Raw genomic sequence first — 22620 nt, 5'->3', positions numbered from 1 at the left:
GGGCAACGACCGACAGCTCCGCGACATGTGGTTCACCCTCATGCGGCGCGTCTTCGGCATGCCGGTGACGTCGTTCGGAGAAGACGTCCGAGGCGTGGCGAACGCGGAGCTCAGCGAAATCCTCGCGTGACGGCGACCCCTATGAACTTCCAAGTGAAGAGTCTGCTCCTGGCGCTGCTGTGTGCGTGTTCACAAGGCCCAGGTCCACAGTCGTCGGATGGCGGCCCCCAGCCGCAGAACCCGGGGCCCACGCCCGGTCCCGTCGATGGGGGCGTGGGAGCGGACCTGGATCCTTCCGAGCTGGACCCGGCCTCGCATGGGGGGACTCTCACCTTCGAGTCCATCGGCGCGCCGGGGTGGTACCCGAGTCGGCGTGATCCCACGACGGGGACCTGCGACGCCTACCAGGGCACGGGGTGTTGTCTCAGCAAGCACTCCATCGAAAGCAATGCGCTGACCCCGTGGGACGAGGACCTCATTGTGACGCTGCGGGGTCCGATGAAGGTCAAGCAGTTCGCCGTGTATCAACCGGGGGGCGATTCGACGGGGCCCTGGAACCTGGTGTCGTCTTGGGATGCTCGGAGCCCGAAGAGCCCACAGGGCCTCCACTTCGAGGGGAACAGCACCGAGACGAAGGGGTTCGACGGAACCATCGGGACTGAATGTCTGGTTGACGTCTCGACGAGCGAGGACTTCGCGTGCGGCCCGGGGAGCGTGCCGTACTGCCCGCCGCAAGGGAGCGGCAAGAAGAAGACCTGGGGTTGGTCGGGCTCGAAGCTCTTCGTGATGCTCGCCACCATGCCCCACGCGGGCTCGCTGGGCCAGGCGTGCTCCCAGAACTCGAATGGAAACTGGTTCGATGCTCCGTGGGTGGGCCTCAGCCATGGAGAGCTCGTGCGCGCTGGCGCCTTCGGCAACTGCCACTGCTACGCCAAGGAGCCCGACAAGTGGTACCTGGGCGACGGCTGCGGTCAATTCAACGTCTTCGAGGTCGTGAACGACAACAACAACTTCCGCAACCTCGACGTCTTCAGCACCAACATGTTTGGCTATGGGGGCTACGTCGGCGAGGGCCCCTGTGGCGCGAAGTGCAACGTCGGCTCCCTGGGCGGGGAGGCCGACCTCATCGACAAATCAACGAGCGCCGAAGCGGCACGGGGCGCGGTCGCCAGCCCTACCCGTGGGCCCGGCGCGGCCCTCCGCCGTCCGGTGTCTGGCTATCGCTACTTCTTGATTCTCCTCGACGTTCCGAGCCGGACCGTCCAGCTGGCGCTCATCCATCCGCTCAATGTTCCCCCCTCGGTCGGCGCGTTGCTCCCTGGATTGCCGGCCCGGATGGAGGCGTCAACCATCGAAGCAGTCCGGACCTTGCGGCTGCCCAGGTAGGCCCCTCGAAAGGCGCTGATGAAACTTCGTATCCTCGTTTTGAGCCTCGGGATGGTCGCAGTCCAGTCCTGTGCGGGCGCTGCCAGCGAATCGGACGACTCCATCGCGGATGGAGGCAGCCCGCGTGCGGATGGAGGAGCTCCCGACGCAGGGCCCGCGGATGCTGGCGCGGACGACTGGGGCAACGGTGCAATCACCGTGGAGGGACGCGCCATCAAGGCAGGTGGCAAGGCCATCCAACTGAAGGGCGTCTGCTGGAATCCTGTCGGAAAGGGGCATGAGCACCCGCCCAGGGGGGACTACGCCGCCTTCGCCGACAGGGATATCGCGCTGATGAAGGCCGCGGGCATCAACGTGGTCCGCACCTACGACACCATCCGCGACACCACGGTGCTGGACAAACTGCATGCAGCGGGCATCCGCGTCATCATGAGTGTGTACGCTTACGGCGGCGACCCCGTTTCTCGCGCCTCCGAGCACGTCACTGCGCTCAAGAACCACCCCTCCATCCTCATGTGGTCCCTGGGGAATGAATGGAACTACAACGGCCTGTATACCAATGTGTCCTTCAATGACTCGCTGGTGCGCTTGAACCAGATTGCCGCTGCCATCAAGGCGCTGGACTCCAAGCACCCCGTCGCGACCGTCTATGGCGAGATGCCCTCGAAGGCCACCATCGAAGCCATGCCGAACATCGACGTCTGGGGCCTGAACATGTATCGCGGAATCACGTTCGGAGACGCCTTCACCAGGTGGAAGGCCCTCAGCCAGAAGCCCATGTTCATCGCCGAGTACGGTGCGGATGCCTTCAATGCGAAGCTCCCCGGATACGATCCCGAAAGCCAGGGCAAGGCGACCCTCGAGCTGACCCAGGAGATTCTCGAGAACTCGACCGCGAACACCGACGGCGTGTGCTCCGGCGGCACCCTCTTCGAGTGGTCTGACGAGTGGTGGAAGGCCGGGAACCCATCCCAGCACGACAACGGCGGCACGGCCCCCGGAGGTGGCCCCTACCCTGACAGCACCTTCAATGAGGAGTGGTGGGGCATCGTCGACGTCGACCGGAACCCGCGGCCCGCCTACGAGGCGCTCAAGCGCCTCTATGCACCTTGAGCGAAGGGTTGTGCTCGGTCGTCTCGTCGTTGTGGCGGCACATTGTCTTGAAAGGAGTCGAATCGTGACGCGGGTGGACATCTCTTGTCGGAATCTGAAGCAGGGAGTGAGCCTCAGGCCCGCGCTGTTCGCGGTGGTTGCTTGTGTATGTCTGGGGGTTGCCGCCTGCGGCTCGGGCACCGTGCAGGTCGGCGACGGGCCCCATGGGCCTGGCGGTCCTGGACCTGACGTCAATGGGCCTGATGGCTATGCCGAGCTGACCTGGCCCGAGCCGCAGCCCACGACCCATTACACGCTCCCCAGTGGCACGCTCGTGACGAAGATCGGCGGACGCACGCGTGACCGCCACGCACGCGAGATGCCCCCGAAGGGCAACCCGTTCGGCGGGGACAACTACATGACCTTCGCGGCGCACTATTTCGAGCGCCGCACCCACGACATCACCCTCTACGACAATCCCAATCCCGACCCCAAGAAGCCCGGGACCCGCATCCTGACGCTCGTCGTGCGTCCGCAGTGGTGGTTGTACGGGACGAACTTCCGGGGCGGGTACATCGGGCGGCGCGGAGAACAGCCCTACCTGCCGATGTCGGTGGCGCTCTACGGCGACAACGGTGGCATGAAGCAGTTGCCTGCTCAGACGCTGCTGAAAGACCAGGAGCTGGAGACTCCCATCAAGAACTACGACGCCCTGCCGGACAACAACAGTCCCAGCGGCTATCGGGATCTCAAGGTTCCTCTCGCGGACGGCGAGTTCGTGTTGGTGAAGCAGATCACGCGCTCGCCCGCGCTCAATCGGGACCTGAAGGCGGGCGACCTGTATGAATTCGAGCTCGGCATCTTCCTGGACGGGCCCAAGGGCAACGAGCTCGGCCGCTTCAACTACTACTCGGATGCGCTCGTCTACCGCGTCGGCACTCCCGGAATCGTGCCCTGGTACCGAGGCCCCTGCTGTGATGCCCCCGCGATTCCCTGGGATTCGACCGCCATCCCGGAGAGCGCGCTGGCTGGAGGCAAGATGATGACCCTTCAGGAGAACACCTCGGGGTTCAGTCACATCAACTTCATGCAGGCGAGCCTCAATATCGCGGGCCGCAACATCCAGGCCTTCACCGAAGGGCGCCGGCTGATTCATACGTCGTTCTTCACCGGTGGCCATCACGAGCCCGGCAATCCACCGGTCACCACCGCCATGAACAAGGCGGGCCCCAGGTTCCAGCAGGCCTCCTGCATCGACTGCCACGTGAACAACGGCAAGAGCTCTCCTGTGCTCAACGCGCCATTGTCGACGATGGTGGTGCTCACCGCGGACGTAGACGCCACCGGCAAGCTCGTGCCGGACAGCCGCTTCGGCGGGCATCTCTGGCAGGGAGTGGTGAACGACGGGAAGACCCAGTACGACGGACGCAACGCGGTGCTGAAGGTCACCTCGTATCGAGAGATTCCAGGGAAGTATCCGGATGGAACCGTGTACACGCTGCAAGAGCCCGTCTATTCGCTGACGGACAAGACGGGCAACCTGCTGGATCTGCCTGCCCGCATGTCGGTGCACACGGCTCCGCACATGGTGGGGATGGGCCTGCTGGAGGCAGTGCCGGAGAAGCAGTTGAAGGCGCTCGCGGAAGCAAGCCGACAGGACCCCGATGGCGCGGTCGGCAGGCTCCAGTTGATTCCGGATCCGCGTCATCCCTCGGTCACCCGCGTGGGTCGCTTCGGATGGCGCGGCACGGCTTCGACGGTGGAGGAGCAGGTCGCGGGCGCCCTGAACAACGACATGGGCGTGACGACGTCGATGTTCCCCACCCACAATTGCAGCCAGGCCAAGGACGACGTGGATTGCCGCAATGCGAACTCCACCACTCCGGAGATCAGCGACAAGGACGTGCGCCTCATCGTGGATTACACGAGCCTCCTGGCAGTCCCACCCCAGCGCCACTTCCCCGGTGAGCAGCCTCTGCGGAACTACGCCGTGGACTTCGGAGACCTGGTCGCGGACCCAGACCCATCCAAGCTCGCGGCCGAGTTGGCGAAGATGCGGGAGGACGAGGCGGCCGAGCGACAGATGCAGGAGCGCGTCGCCGCCGGTGCGGTGCTGTTCACACAGGCGCGCTGCAATGCGTGCCACGTCGCGACGCTGACCACGGGAACCGAGCACCGCTACGCCGAGCTGCGGGAGCAGACCATCCGTCCCTACACGGACCTGCTGCTGCACGACATGGGGCCCGAGCTTGGAGACAACTTCCCGCAGGGTGTCGCCACCGGGCAGGAGTGGCGCACCGCGCCGCTGTGGAGCCTGGGTCTGCTCGAGCACACCAATCCCGGCGCGCGTTTCCTCCACGATGGCCGTGCCCGCACCCTCGAGGAGGCCATCCTGTGGCACGGAGGTCAGGGCAGCGCGAGCCGGGACCGCTTCAAGGCCCTGTCGAAGGAAGAGCGAGGCATGGTGATCGACTTCGTGAGCTCGCTCTGAGCCCTGGTGGATTCATCCCGTTCGGATAGGCTTTGCGGCCCATGCAAACGCTTCGGTCCATCTGCCTTTCGTTGTTCGCCGTGTCCTGGCTGGGTTGCTCCACCGTCACCCATCGCACCTCGCAAGAGGCGTGGGTGGCGGCGGAGGTAGAATGCGACGCCTCCGAGGAAGACCAGTGCGTCGCCCTTCTCTGCGTGGATGACACCTGCGGCTTCTATCGGTGCGAGGACCTCCCCGGAGAAGTCGAACTGGCGCGCTTTCCTCCAGCGCGTCCACCCGCGGCCGCCGCGGCACCGGGCAGTGGCCCTCGGCGGAATTTCGGTGGGGCACAGAAACTTCCCCGTGGCTCCCTCATGACGTTCCCCAACTGGAACGGCGCATCATCGAAGGTGGTTCCGCCTTCGCATCAACTCACGCGTGGCCGTTGGGAGAAGCACCACATCTTCCCCCAGTCGCAGGACCTGGCGGAGTGGTTTGATTCACGGGGCGTCAAAATCCATGATTTCACCATGCCCATTCCGCTTCACGTTCACAGACGGATTCACGATGGAGACGGACGTGGCGGCGCATGAAATCATGCGTGGCGTGCGTTCCGCGCGAAGAACGAGAACGCCCCACCAGCGGAGATCTACAAGTTCGCGGGAGAGCTGATTCACCGCTTCGACCTCATTGGCGGCCCTATTCAGCCGTAATATGCCCGCCCGGGAGCGTGAGGTCGTCCAACAGATGAGCCGGTTCTACTGGTTGCACGAGACCAAGAAGCCAACTGCCAGTTTCGATGCCACCCATGCATGGCGTTTGCCCGGCGTGCGTTGCCACATGTGCGGCGCCACCTGGGGGAGTGCGGGGAATCAGTATCCCGCTGTAGACCTGTCACAGCTACTGGAGCGACACGAGTTCGAGAAGGCCCGCCCCGAGCCATTCCCCGAATTCGCGCGTCTGCGCGAACTGGTGCGCCCCCTCGCACCACCTGGCGCCGCGTTGCCGCCTGGCACTCAGTTCGGTCCCCTGGTGGGAACCACCTCCGGGAAGTTCGGCGCATTCACCTCCCTCGGCGACGTGCTCTGGGTGATTCGCCGAGACGCACTGGAGCAACTTCAGGCCGAGGGAGTGAGGGGGTTGTTGGGCTGCCGGACAGAGCTGCGGTTCCGGAAGAACGACCCACCTGAGCTGCTGGAACTCCAGGTTGAACCGCATGGCCGACTGCACCGGGACTGCATTCCGCCGGACGTGCCGCCACCGTGCGAAACATGTGGCTGGGTGTATTTCCGACTGCCGGATGACCCCATCCTGGATGCGGCATCCCTGCCCCCGGAACTCGACCTGTTCCGGGTGGGCAACTACTCCACGGTGACTGTGGGCACCGAGCGGTTCATGGAAGCCGTGAGACACCTGCAACTGGATGGCATCACGTTCCAAGAACTGCCGACGCGCTGACTCCAACCCCGTGGAAGACTCACCACCCGGCGGAGCAAGCGCCCCAGGAGGCAGCAGCGTCAGTCACGCGGACTGTCCACCGGCTGGGAGCATCACTCGGGCGGCCCCTTCAGCGGCGCTCTTCGGCCCCTCGGGGCTCGCAGCGCATGCGGCAACCCTGGCGTTGAACTCCGCCTCCGTGCCCACCCGCTGCCCTCGGCAGAGCCCCTCGGATACACCCTCAATTCCTGTAGTGAAGTGCCTGCACCATCTGGTTGGGCGTGATGTCGGACACGACGCAGTGATAGGGATTGTCCCCCGTCGGGTCAGTGGAGACGATGATGTCCGCGCTCCGGGCTTCGAGTTCCTCGAGCTTTGCCCAGCAGATGTGTGGATTCACCAGCGGTTTGCGCAACATGTCCAGAGTGACCTTGCGGTCCTCACTGCAGCTCACACTGAGGTTCTGCACCTCCGTCGTGACATTGACCTGGGGAGTGCTCCCTGCGCCGATGGATTGAGCACCACAGGTGGTGCCGTTCATCCCGCGCACGATGAACGCCGTGGGCGCGTTGATGCGCTCGCCGCCGGCCACCTTCAGCGCCTGCTGGGACTGCTCCGGCGTCTGCCGGCCAGATGCTGTCTTGTCGCATCCCCAGAGGGCGGAGGTGCTGCACAGCACGAGGAATGAGATGAGGGTTTCAGGTAAGAGGCGCATGATATGGCTCCTGGGAAGAGGGTTGAGGGGGGAATCACCTCCCCCCGGTTCCTCGGGCTCTTGCGCTCCGAGGAACCGGGTATGGAATCAGGTGGAGGGCAGCGGCTGGCCATGAGCTGCGCCAGCCGTGCAAGCTCCCTGGGCTCAGCTCGTGAACGCGTACCCGTACTTCCCCGTAGCCTTGTCGTAGGTGACGGAGACATTGACAATGGAGGTGCCGGCCTCCAGGGCGTAGCTCTGGAGCGGCGTGATCTCGCCGAGCGTGTAGGCTTTTTCCTGCTCGCTGCTGCCGACGCACCAGTAGAGCGAGGTCCGCAGCTCGAAGGTGGAGAAGGCTGAGGCCGTGAGGGGCGTCTTCGTGCTCACGACCAGGTTGCCGTTGACGGACCAGTTCACGTTCACCTCTTCGAACGCCGTGCTGGTGGTGTTCTGCACGCCCGCCTGCTGCGGCGTCACGTTCTGGGAGAGCTGGGGCGTGCCCAGCACGGGGGACAGCCCGTCCGGGTTGGTGACCTGGGAGAGGTAGCTGGGGGAAATGGTCACCGGGGCCGACATCGTCCCGTTGGAGGTCGTGACCGTGGCGGAGATGTTCTGGTTCAGGGTGAAGGGCTGCGTCGCCCCCTCGCCCGGGTTGAGCTTCTGCCAGGCGGCGTACACGCAGTTGGTGCTGCTCAGCACGGGCGTGAGGAAGACCAGGATGTGCTGGTTGCCGAGCTGCCCGTGGGTATTGTTGGTGACGTTGAACAGTGTGGAGTTGACCGCCATGGAAGACACTCCTGTGTGATGCGGGTGGGTGTTCGGACCGCGGGTGGAACCGCGGCGGAGCAGGTGACTCGTCTGCACCTGGGACGGGGTAGAGCAACGCACGTGCCAGGAGTGCCTCCCTCGGGGCTCCCCCGTGAGCGGCCCCGCGCGCCCCCTTCCACGCGTGGAAGACGGTCCTTCCACGCGTGGAAGGCTGCTTCGACATCCCGCTTCCATGCCGTGAAGTAGAATGGGCCGCCGTGCGCTGGGCAGGGCGGGAGTGACATGCGAGAGCAACCCATCGAGGACGTCTCCACGGCGGATGTGAAGCATCAGCCCGGGGGGGAGCAGGGCTCACAGCCCGTTGCCGCGCTGACCATCGCCTCGCACCCCATGGCCCGCCGTGTGGGCGAGCAACTGCTGCTCTCCGGGCTGGCCTCGGGCCACGCCGTGTCGCTCTCCCGCAACGCGCCGGTCTTCATGCGTCCCGGAAATGCCCTGGGGATGCACCTGGCGGATTCCTTCTTGAGCCGCAAGCCCCTGGTGTTCTCCTCGGGGCCAGAGGGGGGCGTCCGGCTGGAGCCGGGCGAGGGGGGTCGGGTGTGCGTGGCGGGGCGGGTGCTGGAGGGGCCGTGGGAGTTCTCCCCGGAGGACCTCGAAGCGGGGGTGGCGCTGGAGCTGGGCGGACGGGTGGTGCTGGTGCTGCACCTGGCCGACCCCACGGCGAAGGATCCGGCGGACCTGTTGGGGATGCTGGGCATCAGCACCGGCATCCAGCGGGTGCGCAGGCTCATCGAGCAGGTGGCGGACCTGAACGTGCCGGTGCTCGTCCGGGGCGAGACGGGCTCGGGCAAGGAGCTGATTGCCCGGGCGCTCCATCAGCACGGCCCCCGGCGGGACCATCCCTTTGTCAGCGTGAACCTGGGGGCCATTCCCAGGGAGCTCGCGGCGGCGGAGCTCTTCGGCGCTCGCAAGGGCTCCTTCACGGGCGCCACGAAGGACCAGGAAGGGTTCTTCCACGCCGCGCACGGGGGCACGCTGTTCCTGGACGAGGTGGGCGAGGCGCCACCCGAGGTGCAGGTGATGCTGCTGCGCGTGCTGGAGACAGGGGAGATCTTCCGGCTGGGGGAGCGCACCCCTGTCACCGTGGACGTGCGGCTGGTGGCGGCCACGGATGCGCACCTGGAGCAGCAGATCCAGGAGGGGCGTTTCAAGGCGCCACTGCTGCACCGGCTCGCGGGGTTCTCCATCCGCGTGCCTCCCCTGCGGGAGCGGCGGGAGGATGTGGGGCTGCTGTTCCATCACTTCGCGCGAGAGGAGCTGGAAGCGATGGGGGAGGCCCGTCGCCTGGAGCCTGAAGACTCGCTGGCCGAGCCGTGGCTGCCGACGCCGCTGGCCGCCCGGTTGTTGGCCCATGACTGGCCCGGCAACATCCGGCAGCTGCGCAACGTGGTGCGGCAGCTCGTCATCGGCAACCGGGGACAGCCGCGGCTCCAACTCGACGCCCAGCTCAAGCTGGAGCTGGCCCCCCCGAAGGACGCCGCCGTGGGACGCCCCGCCTCCGAGCCGGTGGCCCGCGGCGGCAGGGCTCCTTCTCGCCGCAGGCCCGCGGACATCCCGGAGACGGAGCTGCTCGACGTGCTCCGGGGGTGTGGCTGGGACTTCCAGGCCGCCGCGGAGCGTCTGGGCATCCACCGCACCTCCATCTACGATTTGATTGAACGCATCCCGGGCATCCGCACCGCAGGCGAGCTGAGCGTGGAGGAGATCACCCGTTGCCACCAGGAATGCGGTGGGAGGCTGAACGAGATGGTTCGGCGGCTTGAGGTCTCCAGGCGAGCGCTCGGGCGCCGGGTCAAGGAGCTGGGCCTCACTGCTTCGGACGAGTGATAACGCTGGAATGCTTGTTGCTATGGGTTGGCGTCGGCGGTTGGCGAAGGAGGACTTGCACATGCAGCGAGGGCGATCAGCGGTGTCGGAGTGCATTCAATGGCAGTTTCGCAGCCGAATCCCGCGGGGGATGCTGCTGGCGGGCATGACGGCCGGGGCGTTGGTGGCCTGCAAGAGCACGCCCCACAAGCCAGACAGGGAATCAAAAGCTCTCATTGTCCACCAGCAATGCGATAACAAAGCCATTTCCAGCTCCGCGCCACCGACCATCCTAGTGGACTGCACTGGGTTTCTTTCAGGCACCAACGCGATTTGTGGTGAGCCGGGCCAGGAGGTCACCTTCATCACCACCTGCCATCATTCCGTTCAAATCTCTTTCTCGGATGCCGCTACGTTGTTCGTGGGAGCTCACTCGACCGTGAACGTGCACCCGGGACCGAAGGTCAATACGCTGACCCTGCAAGGGAAGAGTGGCGATCACTGGATGTGCATAGGTTCAGGCGACTGTGGAGGGACGAGTGGCGATCACCTGATGTGCATGGGTTCAGACGACTGTGACGTCAATGTGCCATCGACCGGGAGCCTGGATGTGGCGACGAGTGGCGATGGGGGGGACAAGGGCCGCGAGAAATAGGGCCTGGCTCCCGCGCTCAATTCCGGGCGGAGTCCTGCTGTGAGAATTGGCGCTTCCACCCGTGGGTGAGGTGGGGGTTGGCCGCGAGCGCCGCCTCCAAGTCCTTCCGGGAACGGGCGGCGTCTGTGTTCACCCGCAGGCTCGCGCGGAGCAGCAGCGCTTCGGGCCACGTGGGGCGAGAGGTGAGCAGGCTGTCCGCCAGCGCCAGGCCGCGCTCGAGGGGTGACGTGGCGTCCTGTCCCGTCTTCTGTCTCCAGCGGGCCCACTCGCCGCACAGGTGGCCCAGGGCGAGGCGGATGTCCTGGGGTTGGGGCGCGAGCAGGAGCGCCTTCTCCAGGGCGCGCGCCGCCTGCTGGAACTCCGCTTCCGCCTGCCCTGGCCGTTGGCGGGCCAGCCACCGGGCTCGCACGGCGTGGACCTCGCCCTGGTAGCGCCAGGCCTCGGGCTCATCCCGGTTGCGCTGGAACGCCAGGGTGAGCGCCTCTTGCGCCTGGGTGAGAGCCGCCCCGGGATTGCGCCCCTGCTCCAGCTCGAAGAGCGCCAGCGTGTGACGGACCTTGGCCCGGTTGGCCCAGGGGTTCGCCAGGCCCGGCAGCAGCTCGACCGCCTGCTGATAGGAGGCCTCGGCCGCGCGGACCTCGGCGGTTGGATTCTCGCCAAGCAGGAGCTGATACGCGGCGCGCGTGGCGTGGCTCTCCCCCACGTTGTTCTGGCCATGGCCATGCCTGGGGGCCACGGCGATGGCCTGCTCATACGCGGCCTGGGCCCGGGCCAACAGTGGGAATGGATCCTCGCCCCGCTCCCATGCCGCCCGCGCCTGTTCCTGGAGGGCGATGCCCAGACCGTTGTGGAGGGGGGCGATGCGGGCATTGATGCCGATGCCCCGCTGGAAGAGCTCCACCGCGGTGGCCAGGTCCGGCCGGGGATCATCCCCGCCGCGCCGGTGCCGGGCCCCCAGGTCCGTGTGGAGCATGCCTCCCAGGAACCAGACCACGAAGTTCTCCGGGTTGAGGGTGCGGGACTTCTCGAGAGCGAGCCGCGCCTGCTCCAGCTCCCCCTCGGAGTCAGCGAAGCGCGGGTTCGCGGCCCGCTTCAGATGGGCCTGGCCGAGGTTGATCCACGCATCGGCCAGGCGGTCGTCGAGCTGGATGGCCTGGCGGTAGGCCTCGATGGCCCTGGCCTGGTGGGCAAGGACGTCTGCCCCCGTCTGCTCGTCGAAGTCCGCCCACGTCCTGAACAGCAGCCCCAGCAGGGCATGGAACTCGTAGTCCCGCTTCTGGGGAGTGAGGGCCTCCAGCGTCGCAAGGGCCTGACGCAGGGACTCGTTCGGATTCAGCCCGCGGGACTGGCGAGAGCGCGCTTGGCGCCAGAGGCTCTGGCCCAGCTCCCGCCGGGCCTGGGCATGCTCGGGATGCACCGCGAGGACCTGTTGCACCGCGGTGATGGCCTTCTGGAGCGCCTCTTCCGCCTCGAGGCCCTTGTTGAGCTGGTACTCCGCCAGGCGGTTGTGGAAGCGGGCCTCCCGGAACCGCGCGTCGGATGAGTCGGGGTCCACCCGGAGGGCGCGCGCCACCGCTTCCAGGCCGCGGGTGTACCAGGGCATGACGTCGCCTCGCCCGTAGAACTCCATCACCATCGCGGTGTACTCAAGCTGCGCCAGGGCCAGGTGGACCTCGGGGACGCTCTCGCCCGTCGCGACGGCGGCGCTCAGCGCCTGGCGGCCCGACTCCAGGTCGGCCAGCGCTCCCTCGCGGTCACCCTGGTTTCCCCGCTGCTGGGCGCGCAGTTGGAAGATGGCGCCGCGCAGCAGCGGGGCTTCATGGAACCAGGGAAGGTGGCTGCCTATCGAGTCCAGTTGGGTGAGGGCCTCCTCCAGCCGGTTTTCGTGGAAGGCCAGCAGCGCCGCGACATACCCGGTGGACGGCACTTCGGCGCCCTGGCTCTGGCGCAGGTAGGCCAGGATGGGGTCCCGGTACTGGCGCTCCAGGTCCTGCCTTCGCGCCTGGCGCCGCGCGGGGCTCTGGAACGCCTCGGCCTCGAGGAGCTGCTCGCGATACAGGTGGCTGATGACCAGCGCCAGCGCCCAGGCGACGCGGGGCTCGCGGAAGCCCTGGCTCCAGGCCAGCTCCAGGCGCTCGCGCGCCTGGAGGTGCTCCCCGAGCGCCAGGTGGCCGCGCCCCAGGGCGTAGTTTCCCGGCCCCGCGGCGATGGGGCCCGCCTCACGGCCCTCCTGATCCAGCGCGGCCATGCGTCCGCGCAGCTTCGCGCGGTCCTCGCGGACGTCATGCAGCCGGGACATGCCGGAGTAGCGGGCCAGCGCCTCGATGCGCTCGAGCTGCTCGGTGAAGCGGCGGGTGAGGCGCTCGCGCTGCGCGGCCTGCACGCGCGTGAAGCCGGCCCAGCCCAGGGCGCTCGCCACCAACAGGAGCGCCACGGTGGAGACACCCACGGCGAACCGGTGCTTGCGGGCCTTCTTTCGCAGTCGGTAGCCCAGGCGGGTCGGGCGGGCCCGCACGGGCTCCCCCGCGAGGAACCGTTCCAGCTCCTCGGCCAGCGCGCGGGCCGAGTCGTAGCGGGCCGAGCGGTCCTTCTCCAGGCACTTGAGGACGATGGCCTCCAGGTCCTGGGGGAGGTTCGGGTTCAAGGCACGCGGTGGGCGTGGCTCCACGACGGCGATGTTGTGGAGCACCTCCAGCCCGTGGGTGCCGGGGATGGGGCACTGGCCTGTCAGCAACTGGTAGAGCGTGGCGCCCAGGCTGTAGACGTCGGCGCGGCGATCCAACTGTCCCACCTCGCCGCGCGCCTGCTCCGGAGACATGTAATGGGGCGTGCCGAGGACCGCGCCCGTGGCGGTGGTGCCCTGGGCCGTCCAGTCATGGGCCAGCCCGAAGTCCATCACATACGGCTTGAGGCGGCCGTCGGCGGTGTGCTCCACCAGGATGTTGGAGGGTTTGAGGTCGCGATGGATGAGACCGGCACGGTGGGCGGCGTGGACGCCCTCGGCCGCGTCGCGGAGCACCAGCGCCCATTGCTCCACGGTGAGCGTGCCCGCGAGCTGCCCGAGTGGCACGCCGTCGATGAACTGCATGGCGATATAGGAGCGGCCCTGGACCTCGCCCACCTCGTGGACCTGGCAGACGCGCTCGTGCTCGACGCGAGCCTGGGCCCGGGCCTCGGACAGCAGGCGGCGGACCACCCCGGCATCGTCTCCCTTGACGAACTTGAGGGCGACGTTGCGGCGCAGGCGCGGGTCATAGGCGAGGAAGACCTGGCCCATGCCGCCCTGCCCCAGGAAGCGCAGGCCCTGGTAGCGCTCCCAGCCAGGAAAGGGGAAGGGCGGGGCCGCTGGCTCGTGGCTCTTCGGGGTGGGAGGGGGCTCGATCGTCAGCGTCCGCGCTCCCGACGGGGTTGAGTGCACCGCAGCCGGACCTTGCTGCGACGGTCGCAGGGCCGCGAGCGTCTGCTCCGAGATCCGGCCTCGCTCGTGGAGCAGTGCCAGCGGGCCACGGCCCAGGCGGCGCGCCTCCTCGCCCAATGTGGCGGCCTCCTCCCGGGGGATAAGGCCCTCGGCCACCGCGATGCGGAGCTCCTCTTCGTGATGGTCATACATGCGGTCCTTCCCCCTGGTATCGCGGATGCCTTGATTGCTGGGGGCGAGTTCCAGCCAAACAACAAATCCCCTGTAGGCTCTCTCGGTCTTACAGGGGACCTGTCAGGACTGCGTACGCTCCTGGCGGCGCAAGTCTAGCCAGGGATGGGGGATGCGCATATCCCTGGCGCCGGGTCCGCGTGCGGTCGGGAGTGACTCTGCTCCCGTTCGCGGGCTGCATCCGCGGCGCCGTTGCCATCGCGGATGGGCCTGCCCATTTTCGCAGCCGTGGCCGCCATCTGGGGTGCGCTCGCTCTGGAGTTACCGTTCACCGGCGCATTCCGTTCAGTCTCCAGTTCCTGAGCGGGCTCACCACCCCGGCGGAGCCAGAGCGCCAGGAGGAAGCGGCGTCAGGAAGGCGCTCTGGTCCAGGTCGAGCTGACTCCCCGAGTGGCCGTAATACTGGTTTCTGCCTGAATCCAGCACCACCGCTCCCGAGTAGATGTCCCAGCCGGGGTCCGACGTCCCAGCCCTCGGCGCGTACATCAAATCCCGCGCCGAGTCGTAGACATGGCCCGAGGCGTGTTGATTGGGCGCGGCGGCCGGCACGATGCCCAGCCCGTGCAGCGTCTCGTGCAGCATGGCGAACTCGATGTACCCCGGCAGCGTGCTCGAACCACCGATGGGGTTCGAGGCACATGGCACCGGACCGGTCGGCAATCCCTTGAGATAGAGGGCGGTGACCCTGCCAATCAGCGTCGGAGGCCAGGGCGCGCCGCCACAGGACCACTCGCTGGTGCCGTCGTAGTAGACCGCGTACATCTTTCGCGTGTCGCTGATGAGGCCCATCGCGGCCAACTCGAGCTCGATGCGGTCGCGGACGTAGGCGTAGCCCGTGTTCACATTGCCCGTGTTCGCCGTGCCCTTCATCACCGCGTCCGTCTTCGACAGACGGACGAACTGGATGTCCAGGACGGAGCCCGAGACGTCGTACCGGAGCGCCGCCCCGTTCGTCGTCTGGGAGGTGAACCACGAATACTGCGCCTGGACGGACCGGCAGAGTGCCCCGCTCGTGTCGAGCGCGCGGTCCACGCCATCCGAGGGCACCACGTAGAGGATCTTCACCTTGTAGTCCGTGGTCCCATCCGCCCGGTCACTGGTGGCACGCACCGTCGGACACGAGAACGGCGCGGGTGCCAGCGTGGGGTCGACGAAGGTGGACTCGGCGGCCTCCGCGTGACGCCACCCCACTCCGCCCAGGGCGATAATCGCCATCCCCGTCCCCAACATGGACAGCTTCAGCAGGCGAATCTTCTTCATGGACTCCCAGCCCCTCGTCATGCCGAAAGAGACAGAAATCAAAGCGTGAACAGCGCTTCGATGCACATCGAGCCGAATGCACCGTGACGCCGCTCAGTTCGGATAGCACTGCCACTTGAAGACTGGCGTCCGCCTGCAGACACACACGCCCACGGACCCGTCCGACTGCCAGAGGCACTCCGCCAGGTTCTGGGTACAGGTCTGGCCATTCATGGACTCACACGCGGGCAAATCCGTGACAAGGCCTTGGGATTGCGTGGCCTCTTGAACGACCTCCTCGTGAGCAGCGACGTCTCCGTCAATGCCTCCGCAGGCCATGAACCACGGACTCAGGACCAGCAGACTCACGCCTCTCAGCAGCAGGGTCTTCATGAACGCTCCTTGGCAATCCGTCACGAAAACCCTAACACGGAGCGACTCCCCCCCAGCAAATCCACGCATTGACGCAGCCAGCCGCGCCAGTCCCTACACAGGCACCGTCCGGATGATGGGCAGCTCCCGGACCCGAATCCCCGTGAGCGCGAACAGCGCATTGACGATGGCCGGCGCTACGGGCGGCACACCGGGCTCCCCCACTCCACCGGGCGCGTCCTCGCTGCGCACGATGTCGACGTGGATGGCCTTGGGCGCTTCAGCGATGCGCACCAGCCGGTAGTCCCGGAAGTTCGACTGCTCCGTCGCGCCGTCCTTCATCGTGATGGAGCCATACATCGCCAGGCTCATCCCGAAGATGATGGACCCCTCCATCTGCGCGCGGACCCGGTCCGGATTGACGACGAGCCCCGCGTCCACCACCACCCAGGCCTCGTCCACCCGCGCCTTGCCCACCGCGTCCTTCGTCATCGACACCACCACGCCCACGTAGCTCAGGAAGCTGCGGTGCGCCGCGAGCCCCAGCGTGCGCCCGTTCTTCGCGCGCTCGCTCCAGCCCGATATCTCCGTGACACGCTCGATGACCCGGCGCAGCCGCCCCGCGTCCACCGGGTGCGCCTCCACTGGCGCGCCGTAGTTCGGCAGCACCGTGACACCCAGCTCCGCCACCGACACCTTCCGCGCGGGCCCAATCACATCCAACAGGTTGTCACGCGGGTCCACGCCCCGCGCATGCGCCAGCTCGTCCATGAACGAGCCCACCGCGTACCCGTGGAAGATGTTGTTCACGGACCGCAGCCAGCCGATGCGCACCTTCGCGAGCGCCTCGCCCATCTCCGCCCGGACATTGGGGATGTCGAGCGCCAGGTCCAGCACCCCCTGATTCAAATCCCTCGCCACCGGCCCCGTCACGTCCTCGGAGAACGTCGAACGGATGGCGGGAAAGGCCGTGCGGTGCAGCCACGCCGTCGGCTTGCCTTGCGCATCCAGCCCCGCGCTGAGCTTCTGCGCACTGGCCGAATGGTAGTAGTCGTGACGGATGTCGTCCTCGCGCGTCCACTGCACGCGCACCGGCACCCCCGCCGTCTTCGCGAGGAACACCGCCTCCGCGACGAAATCCGCCTTCGACTTGCGCCCGAAGCCACCGCCGAGGAGCGTGACATTCACCGTCACCTTGTCCTCGGGAAGCCCCGCCGTCTTCGCGGCCTCCGTGCGCGCCGCCTGCGGGTGCTGCGTGGGCGCCCACACCTCGCACACGCCCCCTGCCACGCGCGCCAGCGCCACGGGCGGCTCCATGGGCGCATGGGAGAGGTGCGGCGCGTAGTACTCCGCCTCCACCACCCGCGCCGCGCTCGCCAGCGCCTTGTCCACGTCGCCCACGGACCGGGCTGGCTTGCCCGGCGCTCGCACCGACTCCAACAGCGCCACGCGGTACTTCTCCGAGTCGTAGGACTCGTTGGGACCGTTCTCCCAGGTGATGTCCAGCGCCTCGCGCCCGCGCATCGCCGCCCAGGTGTTCTCCGCCAGCACCGCCACGCCGCCCCAACCCTGGAACAGGTACGGACGATGGGGCGGGGGCAGCTCGAGCACCTGCTTCACGCCCGGAACCGCGAGCGCTCGCGTCGCATCGAAGCGCACCACCTTCCCGCCGACCACGGGCGGGCGCGCCACCACGGCGATGAGCATCCCCGGCAGCTTCACGTCCGCGCCAAACACCGCCTTGCCCGTGACGTACGCCGGCCCATCGAGCAACGGCAGCTCCGAGCCCACGCGCCGCAGCTCCGAGAGCGGCCTGAGCTGAACGGCCTCCCCCTTGGGAACGGGCAGCTTCACCGCGTCCGCCACCAGCTCACCAAAGCCCAGCGAGCGCTTCCCGTCCCGGAGGTACACGGCGTGCTCGCGCGCCTCGCACTGCTCCGGCTTCACCTTCCAGCGCTTCGCCGCCGCGGCCACCAGCATGGTGCGCGCCGTGGCGCCCGTGCGGCGCAGCTCCTGGAAGACGCCTCGGATGCTGCTGGAGCCGTCGGTGTTCTGGTCCCCATAGACGGCGTCTCCCACCGCCTGGACGACCTTCACCCGCGCCATGTCCGCGCCCAGCTCGTCGGCGATGACCACCGGCATGGAGCTGCGGATGCCCTGCCCCATCTCCGAGCGGTGACAGACAATCGTGACAAGCCCATCGGCCGCCACGTGCACGAAGACATTGGGCCGCAGCTCCGGCGCCGACTTCACGCCGGGAGCCGCCGCCTCCGCCGACACCGTGGGCACCAGCCCCAGGGCCAGTCCGCCGACGGAGAGGTTGAGCCCTTCGAGAAAGGAACGACGGGTGAACACCACGGGCTGCTGGCTCATCGCATCCTCGCTACTTCGAGTCAGGCACGCCCGCGGCCTTCTTCACGGCCGCGCGGATGCGCGTGTACGTCCCACAACGGCAGAGGTTGCCCGCGAGCGACTGGTCGATGTCCGCGTCCGTGGGCTGTGGCTTCTTCGCCAGCAGCGCCGCCGCGCACATGAGCTGCCCGGACTGGCAGAACCCACACTGCGGCACGCCCAGCTCCACCCAGGCACGCTGGAGCGGATGGCCCCCATCCGGAGACAGCCCTTCAATGGTGGTGACCTCGCGCCCGTCCGCGCGACGGATGGGCGTCACGCACGCGCGCACCACCTGTCCATCCAGGTGCACGCTGCACGCGCCGCACAGCGCCTGGCCACAGCCGTACTTCGTCCCGGTGAGGCCGAGCACATCGCGCAGCGCCCACAACAACGGCATCTCGGGGTCGACGTCCAGCTCCTGCTCGACGCCGTTGACTCGCACTCGGATGCTCATGGCCGCGCCTCCTCGCTGGGACACTCCGCCCCCGTGGCCACCCAGGCCGCGACGAGCGCTCCGAACTGCGCCTGCGTCCCAGGCGCCGGCTGCCTGCCCGAGCCCGGCGCCCAGCCCCACGCCACCAGCTCGTCATGAGCGTTGTGCTCGACCAGTTGCTCCAACGTCTTGCCTCCGTTCCGCTGGGGGTCCTTGAGCTGCTCGCACAGCTCGCGGGGGCTCTTGCCCACCCACGCCATGGAGCGCGGGGCCACGTGCCAGTTTGGCGCTCCGGGCACCCGCGCGAGCTCCAGGTTGCGCTCCTGATGACACCCCGTGCACTCCATGCCGACGACGCCCTTGTCCTCGGGGCCTCGCGTCACCGGAGGGTTGTGGAGCATCTCACCGGAGTCTTGGTAGGGGCTGTCACCGTCGGGGTGGCAGTTCGAGCAGCGCGGATGGAGGTAGACGCGACTGGTCTCCAGGAACAGCGCGCGTGAGCGCTGCGCCGGGTCCTCGATGCGCTGGAACAGGTCCAGCGAACGCAGCTCCCGCGCGTCCACCGGGGGTAACGACTCCCATCGCGCCGCCTCGGAGTCGGGCTGGCGCCGACACCCTCCGGCACCCGCGAGCAAGACGACGGACGCCATCACCGGAAGAGCACGCATCATCGCGGCAAGGTTCCGGCATGTCGTCCATCACCACAAGCCGAATGTTCCAGGGCCGCACACCACCGAACGGAAGGTGGGAGTCACGCGCCTGTTTCGCGCCTCACCGAGAAGAGGCGTCTCGCGGACGAGGCGAGTCGGCACGCAGGCGCCGGGAGCGGCGCACGGGCGGAGCGGGCGGCTCGCGACGCGGGCTCTGCCGAGGCACCTCGGACAGATGGGACACGGAAGCCCTCGCCGCGCGCGGCTTGCTCGACGCGGTGGGAGCCATCATCAACAGCCAGAGGAAGTCGTACATGGACGCGGACCTCAGAAGCCTCGGAACAGGGGACGGCCGTGGGACAGTCCGGCCCAGGGAATCGCGAAGGAGACGAGCAGCGCCGCGAGCAGCAAACCCAGGGCCCACAAGCGGTGACGCGACACGGGCGCCTCCGCGCGCTGGCTCAGCGCGGACGCCACGTGCACGGTGGCGAGCGCCAGCAGCATCATCGTCGGGTGCTCGACACTGAAGAACCGGAGCGCGGGGACGGAGAGGCTCGCGCGCAGCCCGCCCTCCAGCGCGGGGGGCGTGAAGGGACTCAGGCCGAAGTAGAGAATCATCCCCAGCAACATCTGCGAGTCGAAGGCGGAGACCGCGAGCACCTGGAGCCGACGGTCCGCGGGAGTCCAGTCCCCGACGCCGAGCCAGCCCCTCAGCGACTTCCCCAGCGCGAGCAGGACGAGCAGCACCACCGCCCAGCGCAGCCACGAATGGAGGAAGAGCACCACCGCATACGCCATCGCACTCACCTCTCCAGCGCCTCGGATGACTGGCACCCTAGTGGACCGGGAGAGTCGCCTCGTGCGTCTTGGTGACGCACCCCACGTCCATCACTGCCGCACGGGGTGCTTGGACAGCTTGCGCTGGAGGCTCCTGCGCTGGATGCGCAGCAGTCGGGCCGCCTGCGAGATGTTGCCGCCACAGTCCGCGAGCACGCGCTGGATGTGCTCCCACTCCGCGCGCGCCAGGGACGGCACCTGGTGCTCCAGCGCCACGGCCTCGCCCGCCGGCAGCGTGGCGCCCGCGAAGGCCAGCAGGATGTCGTCCACGTCCACGGGCTTGGAGAGGTAATGCGTCGCGCCCCGGCGCACGGCCTCCACCGCGGTGGCGATGCTCCCGTAGCCGGTGAGGACCACCATCGTCGTGCGCGCATCCAGCGCCTTCAGCTCGCGGACCAGGTCCAACCCGGAGCCGTCCGGCAGGCGCAGGTCGATGACCGCATAACCAGGGCGCAGCACCGGCGCGCGCTCGAGCGCCTCCTTCGCGCTGCCCGCGCCATGCGCCGCGAAGCCCTTGCGGCCGAAGGCCTTCACCAGCCGCTCGCGATAGGGCTCGTCGTCGTCGATGACCAGCACCACTGGGGAATCCTCAAGCCGCGACATGGACGGGCTCCCTCCGACACGGCAGCTCCAGGACGGCGCGCGTGCCCTTGCCTTCCTCCGACGACAACTCCAGCCGGCCACCGCACAGCTCGGCGAAGGTCTGCCCCAGGAACAAGCCCAGCCCCATCCCCTGCCCCGCGGGCTTGGTGGTGAAGAACGGCTCCCCCAGGCGCGCCAGCACCTCGCGAGGGATGCCCGTGCCCTGGTCCTCCACCACGAAGGTCGTCCGCCCCGCATCGCCGTGCACGCTCACCGTGACGGGGGCCTGGGAGGCATCACTCGCGTGCAAGCCATTGCGCACCAGGTTCGCCAGCACCTGGACCAGCCCTCGAATGGGGCAGCAGAGCGACAGGTCCGGGCTCGCCTCGAAGCGCAGGCGCGCCAGCTCACCCGTCGACAACTGCTCGCGCAGCCGCTCCAGCACCACCGCCGTCGTGGTCTGCTCCGGCACCTCGCCGTAGGTCTGCCCCGCCCGCGCGCTCATCCGCTCCAGGATGTCGCGACACCGCTCCACCTGGTCCCGGATGAGGCGCGCATCCTCGAGCGCCTCGTGCGGCTCCTCCAGGATGAGGGCCTCCAGCTCGTTGGCTGCAATCGCGATGGTCCCCAGCGGCGTCCCCAGCTCGTGCGCCGCGCCCGCCGCCAGCGTGCTCAGGGACGCCAGCTTCTCCGCGCGCACCGCGAGCAGCTGGGCGCGCACCAGGGCCTCCTGCCTGTCCCTCAGCGCCGCAGATACCCGCGCCACCATCAGCGCGATGAGCAGCACCGTCAGCGTGAAGGCCACCCACATGCCCAGCACATGTCGCGAGCCACTCGGCGCCGAGCCCGACACGTGCGCCAGCTCCCGCAGCGGGACGTGGAAGTGGAGCAGGAGCGCGGGCCCCAGGATGGACAGGAGCGACAGGCCCACCGTCCACCGAGGCCCCAACACCAGCGCCGCCAGCGTCACGTGCACCAGGTAGAGCATGGCGAACGGGTTGTCTGGCCCGCCGGACAGCGCGAGCAGGGCCGTCAGCAGCATCGTGTCGAACGCGAGCACTCCACCCAGGTGATGGGCCTTCACCACCGGCGCGCGACGGAGCCACAAGGTGAGCAGCAGGTTGGACACCCCCGTCGTCGCCACCACCGCGAGCAACGGCAGCACGGGGAGCTCGAACCCCAGCCCTCGCACGGCCACGAGCACCGTCAGCGCGGAGCCTCCGACGGCGTGCCAGCGCAGGCGCACCAGCCAGCCGAGCGCAATCGCGCTGGACGACAACAGGTCCACCACGTCCTGGGCGGAGCGATGAAAGGCGGAGCGCGGCGAGGACTGTCTCGACGACCACAGGGGGCCGCGCGGGGCCGCCTGCGAGTCGGGGGGCGGGCGGAACACGCCTCTTCTTACCCCGGGAGTCCCCTCGTCGCGAGCGCGTCAAGTTGACGCAGGGCCCTGGGCTCACCGAGCCAGGGAGGCGGGACACGAGGCCCCTGCTTCCCTGGCCGGTGCGGGCCCGACGACGCTTGAGCGGCGTGACGTCAGGCCCCGAGCTGTCAGATGTAGCCCATCAGCTCACCACGGTCCAAGGCCTCGCCCTTCGAGGTGTAGGACGAGTACCAGGACGTGTTCTTCGTCCCGTACTGGTCCTTCTGGAAGTGGGAGTGGGGACCGGTGGCGTTGCCCGTGCCGCCCAGGTTGCCGACCTGGCAGCGATTGCAGGTGCGGTCATAGGAGTCGCTGGTCTTGATCCAATGCCACTGGCGGAAGGACCAGCCGCTGCCGAGGTCGAGCTTCGCCTCGTTCTGGTTGCCGCTGCCATTGCCGTTGCAGACGACCCCGGAGGTGCGGACCGTCACGTTCCAACGGACGCTGGCGGAGACGCCCGTCTCGGCGCCCCAGTAGTTGCAGCGCGAGTTCGCGACGTCCACGGCGCCGTGGTACGTGCCGCTGGAGTAGTAGGTGGTGGCCGTCACCGTGCTGGGATACGGCGCGACGGCGGTGTAGGCGAGTGCGGCGGTGGGAAGTGCTACCAGGGCCGTCAGCGCCGCGAGGCGCGACTTGGGGCTACGCATCGTTGTTCCTTTCGGGCCGACTGTGC

19 protein-coding genes and 1 pseudogene are annotated in these 22620 nt (G+C 68.0%); 7 read left to right on the top strand and 13 right to left on the bottom strand.

The genetic code is table 11. The features are described from left to right. Positions 1 to 141 precede the first annotated feature (141 nt). The 5 genes and pseudogenes from ACN469_RS26795 to sitI6 all read left to right on the top strand — a co-directional run bounded on the left by ACN469_RS26795 (position 142) and on the right by sitI6 (position 6406). Positions 142 to 1386: a DUF2403 domain-containing lipoprotein gene (locus ACN469_RS26795; RefSeq protein WP_498772133.1), complete on the top strand. Its 1245-nt coding sequence runs from the start codon at positions 142 to 144 to the stop codon at positions 1384 to 1386. Positions 1387 to 1437: 51 nt separating this feature from the next. After that, positions 1438 to 2499: a glycoside hydrolase family 2 TIM barrel-domain containing protein gene (locus ACN469_RS26790; protein ID WP_498772131.1), complete on the top strand. Its 1062-nt coding sequence runs from the start codon at positions 1438 to 1440 to the stop codon at positions 2497 to 2499. A gap of 106 nt (positions 2500 to 2605) precedes the next feature. Continuing rightward, complete coding sequence (locus ACN469_RS26785) at positions 2606 to 4969, top strand: di-heme oxidoredictase family protein (protein WP_498772129.1); 2364 nt, start codon at positions 2606 to 2608, stop codon at positions 4967 to 4969. A gap of 41 nt (positions 4970 to 5010) precedes the next feature. Further along, positions 5011 to 5661: pseudogene (gene sitA6, locus ACN469_RS26780) on the top strand (SitA6 family polymorphic toxin lipoprotein). Between the two features lie 34 nt (positions 5662 to 5695). Then, a complete protein-coding gene (gene sitI6, locus ACN469_RS26775; RefSeq protein ID WP_498772127.1) occupies positions 5696 to 6406 on the top strand; it encodes a SitI6 family double-CXXCG motif immunity protein in 711 nt (236 codons plus the stop codon). Between the two features lie 220 nt (positions 6407 to 6626). Here sitI6 and ACN469_RS26770 read toward each other — a convergent pair whose 3' ends face one another. After that, entirely contained in the window at positions 6627 to 7100 is a 474-nt protein-coding gene (locus ACN469_RS26770) for a hypothetical protein (RefSeq protein ID WP_498772125.1), read from the bottom strand. 144 nt (positions 7101 to 7244) lie between these two features. Beyond that, complete coding sequence (locus ACN469_RS26765; protein WP_498772123.1) at positions 7245 to 7865, bottom strand: hypothetical protein; 621 nt, start codon at positions 7863 to 7865, stop codon at positions 7245 to 7247. A 264-nt stretch (positions 7866 to 8129) separates the two neighbouring features. On the opposite strand from ACN469_RS26765, the gene ACN469_RS26760 reads away from it, so the two are divergent. Both ACN469_RS26760 and ACN469_RS26755 read left to right on the top strand, forming a co-directional pair. Further along, positions 8130 to 9734, top strand: a complete 1605-nt coding sequence (locus ACN469_RS26760; protein ID WP_498772121.1) for a sigma 54-interacting transcriptional regulator — start codon at positions 8130 to 8132, stop codon at positions 9732 to 9734. 130 nt (positions 9735 to 9864) lie between these two features. Beyond that, positions 9865 to 10368 carry a hypothetical protein gene (locus ACN469_RS26755; protein WP_498772119.1) on the top strand — a complete coding sequence of 168 codons (504 nt, stop codon included), beginning with the start codon at positions 9865 to 9867 and terminating at the stop codon, positions 10366 to 10368. A 16-nt stretch (positions 10369 to 10384) separates the two neighbouring features. Here ACN469_RS26755 and ACN469_RS26750 read toward each other — a convergent pair whose 3' ends face one another. From ACN469_RS26750 to ACN469_RS26700, 11 genes are all read right to left on the bottom strand, one after another. Beyond that, positions 10385 to 13978, bottom strand: a complete 3594-nt coding sequence (locus ACN469_RS26750) for a protein kinase domain-containing protein (protein ID WP_498772117.1) — start codon at positions 13976 to 13978, stop codon at positions 10385 to 10387. A 348-nt stretch (positions 13979 to 14326) separates the two neighbouring features. Next, a complete protein-coding gene (locus ACN469_RS26745) occupies positions 14327 to 15277 on the bottom strand; it encodes a hypothetical protein (protein WP_498772116.1) in 951 nt (316 codons plus the stop codon). A gap of 93 nt (positions 15278 to 15370) precedes the next feature. Next, on the bottom strand, positions 15371 to 15649 hold the full coding sequence (locus ACN469_RS26740) for a hypothetical protein (RefSeq protein ID WP_498772115.1): 279 nt from the start codon (positions 15647 to 15649) through the stop codon (positions 15371 to 15373). A gap of 93 nt (positions 15650 to 15742) precedes the next feature. Next, positions 15743 to 18001, bottom strand: coding sequence for a xanthine dehydrogenase family protein molybdopterin-binding subunit (locus ACN469_RS26735; protein WP_498772113.1), 2259 nt, complete (start codon positions 17999 to 18001; stop codon positions 15743 to 15745). Positions 18002 to 18011: 10 nt separating this feature from the next. After that, positions 18012 to 18476: a (2Fe-2S)-binding protein gene (locus ACN469_RS26730; protein ID WP_141642356.1), complete on the bottom strand. Its 465-nt coding sequence runs from the start codon at positions 18474 to 18476 to the stop codon at positions 18012 to 18014. Beyond that, positions 18473 to 19126: an Isoquinoline 1-oxidoreductase subunit gene (locus ACN469_RS26725; RefSeq protein WP_498772111.1), complete on the bottom strand. Its 654-nt coding sequence runs from the start codon at positions 19124 to 19126 to the stop codon at positions 18473 to 18475. The genes ACN469_RS26730 and ACN469_RS26725 overlap by 4 nt, the downstream gene beginning before the upstream one ends. 100 nt (positions 19127 to 19226) lie before the next feature. Next, positions 19227 to 19421, bottom strand: a complete 195-nt coding sequence (locus ACN469_RS26720; RefSeq protein ID WP_498772109.1) for a hypothetical protein — start codon at positions 19419 to 19421, stop codon at positions 19227 to 19229. A gap of 11 nt (positions 19422 to 19432) precedes the next feature. Then, a complete protein-coding gene (locus ACN469_RS26715; protein WP_498772107.1) occupies positions 19433 to 19903 on the bottom strand; it encodes a hypothetical protein in 471 nt (156 codons plus the stop codon). A 90-nt stretch (positions 19904 to 19993) separates the two neighbouring features. Further along, positions 19994 to 20545 carry a response regulator transcription factor gene (locus ACN469_RS26710; protein ID WP_498772105.1) on the bottom strand — a complete coding sequence of 184 codons (552 nt, stop codon included), beginning with the start codon at positions 20543 to 20545 and terminating at the stop codon, positions 19994 to 19996. Then, positions 20532 to 21917 carry an ATP-binding protein gene (locus ACN469_RS26705; protein WP_498772103.1) on the bottom strand — a complete coding sequence of 462 codons (1386 nt, stop codon included), beginning with the start codon at positions 21915 to 21917 and terminating at the stop codon, positions 20532 to 20534. Before ACN469_RS26705 ends, ACN469_RS26710 begins: the two co-directional genes overlap by 14 nt. Before the next feature lie 158 nt (positions 21918 to 22075). Further along, entirely contained in the window at positions 22076 to 22594 is a 519-nt protein-coding gene (locus ACN469_RS26700) for a hypothetical protein (protein WP_498772101.1), read from the bottom strand. Between the last annotated feature and the right edge of the window lie 26 nt (positions 22595 to 22620).

The sequence above is a fragment of the Corallococcus terminator genome (assembly GCF_049194865.1).
Lineage (GTDB): Bacteria > Myxococcota > Myxococcia > Myxococcales > Myxococcaceae > Myxococcus > Myxococcus terminator_A.
The sequence above is the reverse complement of the archived record's forward strand: the minus strand, read 5'-3'. Positions and strand labels throughout refer to the sequence as shown.